General features: G+C 62.1%; 11 protein-coding genes. 8 read left to right on the top strand and 3 right to left on the bottom strand.

The genetic code is table 11. The annotated features are described in order from the left end of the window. From tssM to WC739_RS20775, 6 genes are all read left to right on the top strand, one after another. Positions 1 to 2274 (top strand): type VI secretion system membrane subunit TssM (gene tssM, locus WC739_RS20800; protein WP_372954901.1); only part of this gene is annotated, 2274 nt, incomplete at its 5' end. After that, entirely contained in the window at positions 2256 to 2798 is a 543-nt protein-coding gene (gene tagF / locus WC739_RS20795; RefSeq protein ID WP_372954900.1) for a type VI secretion system-associated protein TagF, read from the top strand. The genes tssM and tagF, both read left to right, overlap by 19 nt. Beyond that, positions 2798 to 3901, top strand: a complete 1104-nt coding sequence (locus WC739_RS20790; protein ID WP_372954899.1) for a DUF2169 domain-containing protein — start codon at positions 2798 to 2800, stop codon at positions 3899 to 3901. The genes tagF and WC739_RS20790 overlap by 1 nt, the downstream gene beginning before the upstream one ends. Further along, on the top strand, positions 3898 to 4911 hold the full coding sequence (locus WC739_RS20785) for a beta-ketoacyl synthase N-terminal-like domain-containing protein (RefSeq protein ID WP_372954898.1): 1014 nt from the start codon (positions 3898 to 3900) through the stop codon (positions 4909 to 4911). The genes WC739_RS20790 and WC739_RS20785 overlap by 4 nt, the downstream gene beginning before the upstream one ends. Continuing rightward, positions 4908 to 5909, top strand: a complete 1002-nt coding sequence (locus tag WC739_RS20780) for a DUF4150 domain-containing protein (protein WP_140775182.1) — start codon at positions 4908 to 4910, stop codon at positions 5907 to 5909. The genes WC739_RS20785 and WC739_RS20780 overlap by 4 nt, the downstream gene beginning before the upstream one ends. A gap of 66 nt (positions 5910 to 5975) precedes the next feature. Then, positions 5976 to 6950, top strand: a complete 975-nt coding sequence (locus tag WC739_RS20775) for a hypothetical protein (protein WP_372954897.1) — start codon at positions 5976 to 5978, stop codon at positions 6948 to 6950. Between the two features lie 30 nt (positions 6951 to 6980). Here the strand turns inward: WC739_RS20775 and WC739_RS20770 are convergent, their stop codons facing one another. Genes WC739_RS20770 through tssI form a run of 3 tightly spaced genes read right to left on the bottom strand, consistent with a single transcriptional unit; the run spans position 6981 to position 10106 of the window. Continuing rightward, positions 6981 to 7331, bottom strand: a complete 351-nt coding sequence (locus WC739_RS20770; protein WP_140775180.1) for a hypothetical protein — start codon at positions 7329 to 7331, stop codon at positions 6981 to 6983. After that, positions 7331 to 7768 (bottom strand): DUF6484 domain-containing protein, encoded by a 438-nt coding sequence (locus WC739_RS20765; RefSeq protein WP_140775179.1) that lies wholly within the window; start codon positions 7766 to 7768, stop codon positions 7331 to 7333. The genes WC739_RS20770 and WC739_RS20765 overlap by 1 nt, the downstream gene beginning before the upstream one ends. 10 nt (positions 7769 to 7778) lie before the next feature. Then, on the bottom strand, positions 7779 to 10106 hold the full coding sequence (tssI, locus tag WC739_RS20760) for a type VI secretion system tip protein TssI/VgrG (RefSeq protein ID WP_372954896.1): 2328 nt from the start codon (positions 10104 to 10106) through the stop codon (positions 7779 to 7781). Positions 10107 to 10356: 250 nt separating this feature from the next. Here tssI and tagH point away from each other — a divergent pair, with 250 nt between their 5' ends. Both tagH and icmH read left to right on the top strand, forming a co-directional pair. After that, complete coding sequence (gene tagH, locus WC739_RS20755; protein WP_372954895.1) at positions 10357 to 11391, top strand: type VI secretion system-associated FHA domain protein TagH; 1035 nt, start codon at positions 10357 to 10359, stop codon at positions 11389 to 11391. A gap of 288 nt (positions 11392 to 11679) precedes the next feature. Beyond that, positions 11680 to 12807, top strand: a 1128-nt coding sequence (gene icmH, locus WC739_RS20750; protein ID WP_372954894.1) for a type IVB secretion system protein IcmH/DotU, incomplete at its 3' end; no start/stop codon positions are given.

Here is a 12807-nt window from a genome sequence, read left to right as displayed (position 1 = left end):
AGGGAAGCCGGCCTCGGTACGTTCGACCCGCTGGCGCAACGCCGCCGCGCCTGGATCTGGCGCGGTGCGGCGGCTGCGTGTGCTGCGGCGGCCTTGCTGGCCGGCGGGCTGTTCACCTGGTCCTATCTGGACAACCGCAACGCGATCTCGGCGCAGGCAAGCCAGTTCGAGGCGCTGCAAACGCCGCTGACCTCCGCCGCCGCCAGCCCGGCATCGGTGGAACAGCCTGCAATGGACAGCGCTCTGGCGGCCATGGACGCAGTCACGGAGGCCCGGACAGCCCCGCCCGCCGCCGCGCAGGACCTCATGGGACCGTCGGCTTCGGCCGAGCTGGTGCGCGCACAGACCGACACCTACGACCACGCCCTGCGCAACGTGCTCGAGCCACGCATGGTCGCGCTGCTCGAAGCGACCATGTGGCGGCAGATCCGCGATCCGGATTTCATGCTCGGCGCGCTGAAGACCTATCGCATGATGACGGGCCTGTCGCAGATGGATGCCGACTTCGCCCAGAACTGGTGGGTGAACAGCCTGCCTGAATTCGCCGCCGCGCCGCCATTTCCGACCGCCGATGCCGAGGAACATCAGCTTGCCGCCATTCGCCGGATGACAGTCGACGAAAGCTATGTCGCGCCCGACCAGGCCCTGGTCGCCGAAGCGCTGAAGACAGTGTGCACGATCTCGCTGCCGGCGCGGGCCTACAAGCAGCTGCTAGCCGATCCGGAAGTGACCGCGCTCAAGGAATGGATTCCGGCGAACTTCGCCGGCCCCAATGGCGGCAAGGTGTTCGCGCGGCGATCCGGCAAGACGCTGCGCGTCGGCATATCCGGAGCCTTCACCTATTCCGGCTTCCACGATGCCATTCTCGAAAGCGTCGACGATGTCGCCGCCCAGGCTGCTCTCGATCGCGCTGTTTTCGCCGGCGGATGCTCGGAGAATTCCGAGACCTCGGTCTCGGCGCTGTCGGAGGATATCCTGAAGCTCTATTACGACGATTACATCGCGCAATGGGACAGCTTCCTGCGCGACATGCGGCTGGCGCCGCTGACCGACCTCAACGTCGCCAGCGAAAATCTCAAGGACCTCTCGAGCGCCGACTCCGCACTGAAACGCCTGCTCACGGCGGTCGTGCAGGAGACCGAGCTGACGCGCTCTGATGACGCGCCCGCCGACGACAAGGCAGCGACCAAGGGCGCTTCAAAACTGCTCGGCAAACTTGGCAAGCTCGGCAAGCTGGCGACAAGCGGCGCGAAGCTGCTTCCCCGCGCCGGGTCTGCGAACGAGGTGGACCTGACCGGCAATCTGGTGGCCGAACATTTCAAACCGCTCAAGGGCACCATTGCGGAAGTCGACGGCCAGCCGCCGGCCCTGGATGCCGCTGTCGTCGCGCTGACCGCGCTGTCGAACGTGCTGCAGACGGTCACCGCCAACCCCAATCCGCAGGACGCCATCAAGAAGCAGGGCGGCCTTGCCGAGCTGACGGGCGCGGTGGCGAGACAGGCGCAGATCCTGCCCGATCCCATCAACAGCTGGCTGGGCGGGATCGCCGGCGATACCAGCAATCTGACGCAGAAGGCGGTGACTTCGGAGCTCAACGCCATCTGGCGGGCCGATATCTTGCCCTTTTGCCAGGCAGCGCTCAACGACCGCTATCCCTTCAGCGCCGACAGCGCGGTGGACGTCAATGTGCGTGATTTCGCCCGCCTGTTCGGACCGGCCGGGCTGATCGACGGCTTCATCAACGAGCATTTGATCAACTATGTCGACACGACCAGCCAGCCGTGGAAATGGCGCGCCGATTTCGGCCTCGATCCCTCGGCGCTGCCAGCGTTCGAGCAGGCCAGGCATATCCGCGACGATCTCTTTCCGGGCGGTACAGGGCCAGTGATGAGCTTCACGCTCGAGCCAAAGGACCTGTCGCCCAACATCACCCGGGTGACGCTCAATCTCGATGGCCAGACCCTCATCTACTACAACAACGCGACGCGGCCGCAACCGATGACCTGGCCCGGCAAGGACGGCACCGGGGTCATCTCGCTCGCCTTCCAGCCGATCGACGGTTCGCCCGAAATCATGCTCAACGAGACAGGCAGCTGGGCATGGCTGAGGATGCTGCGCAGTGGCCGCTTCACCGGCACCTCACTGACCGATGTCTACAGCCTGCGCCTGGGGACGAAAGGCATGTACGCCGATTTCGAGCTCAAGGCGGCAAGCGTCGAAAACCCTTACAATCTGCAGATGTTCAAGAAATTCTCATGTCCGCCACAGATATGATCGTGCCCGGCTTCTACGGCAAGATGCCCGCCACCGGCGATTTCGTGACGCGGCGGCTGACAGGCGACTTTGTTCGCGGCTGGGACCGCTGGCTGGCGCAGCATCTGGTCCCGCTGTTTAACTCGGAAATCTGGCCAAGCACCACCGCGCTGCGCTTTCTGGCTGGCCCGGCGTCCTTCGGCGCGTCGGCGGGCGTCGTCTTGCAGAGCGCCGACAGGGTTGGCCGGCAGTTTCCCCTGAGCATCGTTGCGCAGCTTGCTGAAGCCCCGATCCAGCTCGCCGATGCCGAGGCGTGGTTCTGCGGCGTCGAGGAGGCCGCTGTCGCAGCCCAGAACGGTGAGCTGACGCCCGACGGACTGGACGCCGTGCTGACCGGACTGCCGGTGCCGCCCCTCGCGGCGGGCGGAGAGACGGTCGGTGGCATGGTGATGTGGACTAACCGGTCCGACATTTTCGACGTCGATCCGCAATCGCCTCAGGCGGCACTGAAACAGATTTTCGCGGCCAGTTGGGAGACCAGCTGATGCAGATCTGGAACCAGACGGGTTATCCGCACCAATTCACCATGGGCATGGACAAAGCCGGCCATGAATGGATCGTCGTGGTGGTCAAGGGTACGTTCGACTTTCCCGCGACGCCTGGCGGACCGGTGCAAAAATCGGCGGATCAGGTGCCGCTGGTGATGGCCGACACACAAACCGGCGTGCCTGGATACTCGGCCACGCTGTGGGAGACGGACTTCGCCTTCCGCAAGCCGCGTTGCGACGTGATCGCCAACGGATGCGCTTACGCGCCGGGCGGCCGTCCGGCGGAGCGCATACCGGTTGGCATCAAGGTTGGCAATTGGTCAAAACTGTTCGAGGTCGTCGGCCACCGCGAATGGCGCTCCATCGGCCCGGCTTTTACCACCACATCGCCGCAACCCTTCCTTAAACTCCCCATCTCCTATGACGTCGCCTGGGGCGGCGTCGACAGGCTGGATCCGGAAGACAAACTCCCGGGCAGCTACAAATACAACCCGGTCGGCACCGGCTGGTCGCGCACCAGGAACCAGCGCCTTATTCCAGGCCTGCGGCTGCCGAACACCCAGGCGGTCGACGAAGAGATCCGCTCGCCATTTGGCGACTACAAGCCGATGAGTTTCGGGCCCATGGGCCGGGGCTGGCCGGGCCGCATCGAATATGGCGGCACCTACGACCAGAACTGGATCGACAATATTTTTCCGTTCTTGCCGCCGGATTTCGATGAACGCTATTTCCAGATGGCACCACCGGACCAGCAGATCGACCACCCAAGGGGCGGCGAGGACGTACAGTTGATAAATTTGACGCCGGCAGGCAAGGAAAGCTTCCGCATGCCAACGACAGCGTTGCCGCTGACGCTGTTCAAAGGTCGCGAAAAAGCGTTCGTGGGCGAGCTTCTGCCGGATACGGTGCTGTTCGATCCGGAGAGGCGGCGGTTCTCGCTGGTCTGGCGGATGCAGCAGCACCTCCAGCGCACGATCCTCGATTTTTCGGAATGCTGGGTCGGGCCGCCAACACCCGGCATGCAACGCGCCTATGCCAAGCGCAAACGTTACATCCGCAAGTTCAACACTCCGCTTCGCGATGAAGACGAGGCCGCATGAACGCTGACCTCGACATCGTCTCGGCGGGCATGGTGACGGCAGTCGGCCTCGACGCGCCATCGAGTTGCGCCGCGATGCGCGCCCGTCTCGACGGTTTCCAGGAAACGCATTTCCTGGGCGCCGCCGGCGAGTGGCTGATCGGTGCGCCCGTCCCGCTGCCGCGCAACTGGATGGGCGCAAAGCGCCTTGCCCATATGGCCGCCGCAGCAATTGTCGAAGCGTTCGAAGCGATGCCCGAGGCCCGGGGCAGGACGGCCCTTGTTCTTTGCCTGGCTGAGGAGGATCGTCCCGGGCGTCCGGCGCCTGACAGCCGGAACCTGCTTGCCCAGATCGAGCAAATCACGGAAATCGTCGGTCCCATTGCCTCGCGCGTCGTCGCGCATGGCCGCCCGTCCGGCCACGTCGCGTTGGAGGCGGCCCGTCGCCTGCTCGCCTCTAATACTGCTCCTTTTGTGATAATTGTCGGGGTGGACAGCTATCTGACCTCCCAGACCATCAACCATTATCTCGCCCGTGAGCGGTTGCTCACGCCACGAAACTCGAACGGCTTCATTCCGGGGGAAGCCGCAGCTGCGATTCTCTGCGCGCGCGCGGGCGGCACCATGCACCTCACAGGGCTCGGCCTGGCACGGGAGGAAGCTCATATTTACAACGAGTTGGATATTCCCTTCCGAGGGCAAGCGATGACAACGGCTTACAAGGAAGCGTTTGCCGGGTCACGGCGCCTCCATTCAGATATCACTCTCAAGATGGGAGATTTCGTCGGCGAAACATACTGGTTCCGGCAATGTGCCCTCGCCATGCTGCGCACACAACGCGAGCACTCGCAGGTGCGGCCAATATGGGCGCTGGGCGCGAGCTTGGGGAATGTCGGGGCGGCCGCTGTCCCGGTGATGCTGGGGTGGGCGCTGTCGGCGATACAACGTGGCTACGCGCCATCGGGGCCGATCCTGATCGAGGCCTCGGGCGATGATGGTGCATGCGGCGCTGCGGTGGTGGAGGCAAGATGACTGTCTTCGCGAACGGGCGAGAGATTTCGGCAGAGGCGCAAGGGTGCAAGGTCATTGCGGATTTCCCCGACACATGTTTCACCCCGCCCGAGAATCCGGCAACCCCGCCGGGCGTGCCCGTCCCATACCCTGATTTCGGGGTCGACTCCGATCTGACGTCGGGTAGCGGAACCGTGAAGATTGGCAACAAGCCTATCAGCCAGGAAAATAGCAGCTACTACAGCAAATGCAGCGGCGATGAGGCTGGGGCGGCGGCAAAAAAAGGAATAATCACCTCAAAAAATACCGGCAAGGTCTACGCACACGGCTGGTCGTCAGACGTCAAGGTCGAGAGCAAGGGTGTCGTTCGACTCGGCGACATGGCCACCAGCAATCACGGGACCGATCCCGGCGATGCGCCCCCAATGGTGATCGTCGGAAAGCCGGCATTCGGAATTCCTGGCGATGAAGACTGCATGGTCGGCAGCTTCGAGGATATTCACGAAAAGTGTAACGCCAAAAAGGACCCTACTGATCCGTTGGCCAAGCCGGGCACGCAAGGTGTGGCTCACCAAGCTCACCATATCGTTCCGGACCGCTGTTTTCGCGTCAATAGCGAAGATCGAATGGCGAACCCGCCATTTCCCAGCAGGGACCAGGGCATTTGTATCTGCATCCCTCGCGTGAACCACTCGGCGGCTCGGCCGCCGACAGGAGAAGACGTCACCGTACACCATCACCTGGACAATGCTCTGACCGAACTCGGCGAGCAGGTCGCAACAAGAGCCAACCCGCGCGGCGTCGAGAAGGTGGATAAAATAAGAAATCAATGTTTGGATGCTCTTGCCGAACTGGTCGATGATCCTGTGTCCGCGGACTGCTTCGAAGTGGCATGTGAAAAGGTGACCGAGCAAACAGAGCCAATCAAGGACAAGTATGCTCGTGCGGAGAAAAGCTCCAGCAATATGAGTCCTGCCGCCAAGGGCGTGCTGAACAGGCAGCATCTGCCAACAGCATGAGATCTCTGCCAAGGGAGTGAGCAACCGATGAGGCGAAAACCAGAGATAACAGGAGGTGTCGTGAGCGTGGACAGGACCCTCTACATCCTGTTCAAAGCGACGCCGGGAGAAGACGATGACCGGCTCGTCGCCTCCGGTCGCGTTGCCGATGGTTCGGTTGTGCTTCGGCCTCGAGAGGAGGTCGCGGACCTAATCTCTTTCACGGCCCTGCAGCAGCCCTTCGAAGCCCAAGCCGCTGGACTGACTGGAGAGGGCGAGGTGGTGTATTTTTTCGACGCCGTCAGTCAACGTGAGCAGATATCGGGAGCCGGATTCGCCTCCGAGAATGCTATGAAGTTCGGCCGCATGACAAAGATACTGCAGATCGGCAATCGACTGTTGGCGCTCGGCTATGGGGGGCAAGTCTACATGCGGACGCCTTCGGAGGGCTGGAGGTTTCTCGCGGGCCCGAAAGTCAGCGATGACGGGTCAACAAACCTGGTCTACTTCTGCGCCGTTGCGCACAAAGGCCGGCTGTATTTTGGCGGAACGGAGACGAAGCGATTCAGGAGCACGGCAGAGATTGACGCAGCGAGCCAAGCCGGCGATGGCCGGCGTCTCGCGCGTGCCATCCTGGCGGCGAAGGTACCGGACAAAGCGGTGGTCGGGGTATACGACGGTTCGTGGAGCCAAGCGGATTTTGATCATCCCGGAACTGTCGTCGAGATGCTGGAGGCAGGCAGATCCATCGAGATTTTCACAACCAATGGACGCATTGTCTCGACACCCGATTTCCAGGAATTCAGCGACGTATTCGCATTCGGCAAGAAGAAATCTTTCTGGGATATAAAAAGAACGGAACAAGGGATCCTTGTGTACTTCGACGGCACACTTTTCCGGTGGACCGGCGAGATGGAGCCGTTCGAACCGTCGCTGCCTGGCGTTGACGAAAGTTTCATAAACGTTTCGAGCTATGCCGGATTCCTGGCAGCGTTCGCCCCGCATCAAATCTACAAGCTGGATGAAGACGATTGGGGCGAAGTTACTTACACTTTGTCGTAAGGGGCAGCGGGAAGGTCGTATAAAAATTCTTCAGATATCAGCCGCTGGCAACTTGGCAGCTAGATATTTGCGCACTTGATCGAGGTTCAACTGCTTGAGAGGGAGAGGACTACTGGCTTCCAGCATCCGGACCACAAAAAGCTCCCCAGCTTCCGAAAATTCGTCGAAACGCTCCTTTGCGATACGCTTGCCTTCGACACCCGCAACACGCAGCCCAAGCAGATGTGCTTCCAGCCGCTCTAAGAGCCGCTCCACGCGCTCCTCGTCCATCTCGGGGTTCTCGCCGGGATGCAGCAGATGGTGGTCGTAGACCGTCCAGAGGAAGGCCGCCATTTCCGCGTGCTGACGTACTATGTGTTCGAGTATCGGCGGCTTTGGCATCAATTCAGATTCACGGAGCCGCCACGGATACGGTTGGAGGCGCTGGCGTGGCTAACCAGGTTGGTGCCTCGTATGGTGAGATGGCCATCCTTTTCCATAATGATGACCGACTTGCCGCACCTCAGCTCAAGCCGCTCGCTCGAACTGATTTTCACCGTTTCGCCGTCGCGCACGACATGACTGTTGTCCCGGCTGTTTGTCTGTCGTTTTGCGGGATCGACAATACGCCCTACGATCAGCGGTTTCAGCGGATTGGCATTTTCGAACAGCAGTGCGACTTCTGACCCGATCATGTCAGACGACAGTTCGGTCAGACTTCGCGCCTGCAGGGCTACCTCCTCCCGATTTCCGGGAAACACCACGAGTGGCGCACCTTGGTCGAACCCAAGCAGCAAACCAATCACCACTCCATCAATCCGTTCGTCAATATCGCTCATGGGTGCGTCCTCAGTTCTGCTTTATCTCCGAGCCTTTCATGATGATGTCGCTCGAAGCATTGACGTCTATCTTTCCTGAACCCTTGATGGTGATGTCTTTGCCCTTAATCGTGATCGTCCCATCCTTTTTCATGACAATTTCGGCACTTCCTGTTTTGATCGTGACGGACTCCTTGGCCTCGATGGTCAGGTTCTTGCCGACCACCATGCCCGCGTCCTCGCCGACCTGGATAAGGCTCTTTTTCCCGACCTTGAGCTCGTGCGCCCCATTGACTTGAGTTGAGGCATCCTCGCCGACCTTGATGATATGCGTTTTGCTGATTTGTGTGTTCTGGGCCCCGCCGATCTTGACGCCCTGATCAGACCCGATCTGTATGCCTTGGCTTGTTCCGACGTTCCAACTGTCCGACGCGCCAACATCGTGGCTCTGGCTGATGCCGACCGTGACCGAGCGGGCGGCGCCAATCGTGTTGGTCTGAACGCCGCCTACAGTTCGGGTTTCGGCAGCGCCCACCGTGTCGATGCGTGCTGCGCCCACGGTGACCGTCTGAACCAGTCCCACGGTCTGCGAATGGTTGGCGTCGATGTTTTCGGTCGAATTGGCGACGACGTGGATCGTCTCGTTCGCCCCCACCGTAAGCGAGCGGTTCGCGCCCACCGTCTCGGTGTCGTTCGAGCCGATATTCGTGGTCTGGTCGACGCCGACCTTGACCGTCTTGTTGTTGCCGACGTCCTCGTCGAGGTTGTGGCCGACGGAGTGCTTGGCGTCGTGGTCGATGCGGTCGGACTGGTCGTGCTGGACGAGCTTGGTGCGGTCGTGCTTGATCAGAAGGTTGTGGTCCTTCTGCGCCTGGAAGTTGACCAGCTCGGAGCCGGCCTTGTCCTCGAACATCAGCTCGTTGTAGCCACCGCCGCCTTTCGAGGAGTTGGATTTCCAGCCCGACTGGGTCGCGCTGCCCGGCAGGCCGTAGGGCGGCATCTGCGAGGCGTTGTAGACACGCCCGGTGATGATCGGCAGGTCCGGGTCGCCTTCGATGAAGTCCACGATAACCTCCTGTCCGATGCGTGGTATCTGGATGAAGCCCCAGCTGCTGCCGGCCCAGGTCTGCGACACCCGCACGAAGCAGGAGCTGTTCTCGTCCTTCTTGCCGACACGGTCCCAGTGAAACTGCACCTTCACACGCGCATATTTGTCGGTGAAGATTTCCTCGCCCGAAGGGCCGACGACCGTCGCGGTTTGCGGTCCGCGCATGATCGGCCGCGGCGTGATGCGCGGCGGGCGGTAGGGCAATCTGGTCGGCGCGACGCCGAGCACCACCTTGAAATTCTCGCTGTGGGCCTCGTTCTGGGTCCGATAGCCCGGATCGAACAGCCTGTATTCGGCGCTGACCACCAGATAGTCCTGGTTCTGGTCGTCGCGTGGAAAGCCCTCCAGCTTGAAGGTGCAGCCCGAATACAGGCCGCGCACCGTGCCGACGGCGGCGATGCGGTGATGGACGGCCTGGAGTTCCTCGCGCCGGATCGCCGCCAGGCTGTCGCCGCGGCCGACTTCGAGATGCGCGCCGGGCTGGCGGTAATTCTCGCCGGCGGCCAGCTTGTGGCCGAATGGCTGCGCCGACTTGGCCATCAGGTCGGCGCCCGGCTTGGTGAAATCATAGTCGGTATGGACGTAAGCACCCGGGCGCACGGAACTGCCCGGTATCCATTCGGTAATGTATTCGACATCGCGGCGCGAGCCCTGCCCTTCGAAGTGATAGGGCACTTTCTCGTATCCCGGCGCCGGCTTCAGCTTGTTCATCGCGTCGGCCAGGACGAGCGTGTGCTTACCCTCGGCATGCTCGAAGAAATACAGGATGCCCTCGTGCTCGAGCAGCCGCTGAACGAAATCCAGATCGGTCTCGTCATATTGCACGCAATAGTCGCGCGGCGGGTAGGATCCCTGCAGGCGCAGATCGAACTGCGCCGTGCTGTACTTGCTGAAGATGTCCTTGACGATGTCGACGACGCTCTTGTTCTGGAAGATGCGGCAATCGGTGGTGTTTCCGAGAAACCAGAGCCACGGCCTGACGACCGCTTCGTAGTAAGCCAGCCGGTCCTCGATGCGGGTCAGGCGAAATTCGGAAACGAGGCCGCTGAACCAGCGTTGCGGATCGGATTCCCCTTCGACGCAAACCATACCGCCCAGCATCTTCAGCGGATCGATATCCGGGCTCGTACCGACGAAGCCGACCGTATAGGCAAAACAACGGCTTATCTCGTCGCGCCCGACAAGATGGGTGAACGTCAACAGTTCGGCGCCAACCGGTGTCTGTGCAACCGTGGCACGTTCGTTCGGCATGGGTCGTGCCCCTCCTGGACGCGGCCGCCGGTGTTGTGGACTTGAAGTTCCCGCGATCCGTTCAGGAACTCTTGTGACCTACCCCACCGGACTATGTTGAGACTACCACATGTTATCCCGACGGCCAAAGAGGGCGAGCAGCCCAAAGAATTTTTCCTGTCGACCGGACGGCTCGAAACGATGCTGTCCTGTCGGACCGGCAAACTGCTAGAATAGACGCGTATCGATAAGCGTTCGACGGCGGCCCTTGATGCACATCAGCCTGCAAATCAACAATGTCGACGCCCTGCCCGCCGATATCCCGGCGGCCTATGCAGCGCGTGACCGTACTTTCCGGATCGGTCGCGAGGCTTGCGACTGGACCTTGCCGGATCCCGACAAGTTCATCTCCGGGCTGCACTGCGAGGTTCGATACGAAGCGGGCGCGTTCTGGTTGCACGACGTCTCGCGCAATGGCACCTACATCAACGGGTCGAACCAGCGCATGGCCGGACCGCATCGGCTGGAGCACGGCGACCGAGTGCTGATCGGCCGTCACGTCATCTTCGTCTCGATCGATGACGAGCGCGCCATGGCAGGTCGCGCGGGCTCGGGTTCGACCCAACGAGACACGTTGGCGGCCGGCCGTCCACTGGAATTCTCCGCCGAGCCGATCTTTGCTGTGACCGGGCAGCGCGTCGCAACGTCGACGTCGTCGTCGCAGCCGCTTCCTTCGGCCAAGGCCGATCTGTTGCGCGAGATCGCCATTGGCGCCGGGATTTCCCCGGAATTGCTCCAGTCGCGCGACCCCCATGAACTCGCCACTGAGATCGGCGCGGTCCTGCGAACGGTGGTCGAGCAGCTGGCCCTGTTGCTGAAAGCGCGCGCGGCCGCGAAAATGCTGGCCAAGAGCACGCAGCGAACGATGATCGGCGCCGCCGACAACAATCCCCTGAAGTTCGTCCCGGGAACCGACGACATCCTCGAAATCATGTTCGCGCGGCGCCGAGCCGGCTATCTCGATGCCAAACGCAGCATCGAGGATGCGTTTGGCGATCTCAAGACGCATGAATTCGCCACCTATGCGGCGATGCAGGCCGCGCTGTCGCGGCTGCTTGACGACCTGTCGCCCGAAGCCATCGGCAAGAAGCTTCCCCCGACTTCGTTCTCCTCGAAGAAGAGCCAGGCCTGGGACGCTTTCGTCGCGACCTGGCGGACCATGGAGGAAGCCCACGACAACGGCATGCTGGATATCTTCCTGGCCTATTTCAACGAGGCCTATGCCAAGGCCGACAAGCGGAAATAGGGTTCAAGGATCGCGTGGCGCGGACGGCTCAGGAAAATCCTATCGATTCGCGCCATAGGTTCCAATCGGCGAGTTCTGAGACTACGATCACATAGGACAGTTCGCCAATCGGGTAAGGCCGATTGCCCTGGGGTCTGTGGCAATGTCATGTTACGGCGGGATCGTCTGTTGCAGCCGGCTTTCCTTCGGACGCTGTCCCCGGGTGCAAGGCTTGCTTTGCCTGACCGCGAACCGCTGCGTGGAAGTCGGGCAGAGCCGCGGGCGCCGCGCATTGGCGGATGACCGGTCATGACTTCGAAGGACGATCCCTTCGGCCCGGCGGGCAAGACCGTCATTCGCGCCAAACCACGGCGCGAGCGAACCGCGGCGCCGGCCGCCAAGGGCCCCGTCGCAGAAGGCGGGCAGCCCACGCCGATCAAAGACGCCACGGTGTTCGATCCAGGCGTCGGGCGGCATACGCCACCGGGCTGGACATCCGGGACCGTGATTTATCAAGGCGCCGCCTCTTTTGCCCCGGAGGGCGGTGCTTCGGGGACAGCTCCGAATTCAGCCCCGCCGCAGCAGGCGCTGCTCAACGCCACGGACAATATCCATTATTCGGCGGCAAACCCGATCCTGGCCGCGGCCGCGCCCTTGCTGTTGCTGCTTGGCCAACTCAGGCTTGTCCCCGTTGAAAGACAGGCGGAGCCCCTGGCCGAGCACGTCGCCGAGGCGATCGAGAAGTTCGACCGCGCCGTGGAGAAGGCGGAGGTCCCCGAAGAGGATGCACGGATCGCACGATACGTGCTGTGCGAAACAACCGACGATCTGATCGGCAACCTCCCCTGGCCCAACAAGGACGCCTGGGCGCAGCATGGTACGCTGTCGCGGTTCTTTCACGTCGAGCCCGCCGGCACGGGCTTCTTCGAAGCGCTGAACAAGCTCCTGGCCCGTCCCGAGGCGCACTACGATCTGCTGGAGCTGATGCATGCCTGCCTGTCGCTGGGGTTCGAAGGCCAATATCGAGGGAAGAGACGCGACGACAGCAGTCTCGAACGCGTCCGGCGCGACGTCTACGAAACGCTTCGGTACTTCAAGGCACGCGCGGACGAGGACATCTCGCCCCACTGGCAGAGCCCGGCGGCGGCGATAACGCCGTCGCGGACACGCCTGCCCTTGTGGGTTTTCGCGGCGGCGGCGTCGGCGCTGCTGACCGCTGCATTCTTCGCCTTGCGGGTATTCATCACCAGCGAAGGCGACGCCGCCGCCGGTGAGTTGCTGGCGCTCACCCCGTCGACACCGATCACCATCGAGCGGGCCAGCGTGGCTCCCTTGGCGGAGCCGGAGAACGCGCCCCCACCTGTCGCCACAACCACGCAGATCGATCGCATCCGCTCGGCACTCGCGAGGGACGTCGAGGGCGGCGGCCTGACCGTC

This window comes from Mesorhizobium sp. (assembly GCF_041661565.1).
GTDB lineage: Bacteria > Pseudomonadota > Alphaproteobacteria > Rhizobiales > Rhizobiaceae > Mesorhizobium.
Note: the sequence above shows the minus strand (reverse complement) of the source record. Positions and strands in the feature narration are given on the sequence as shown.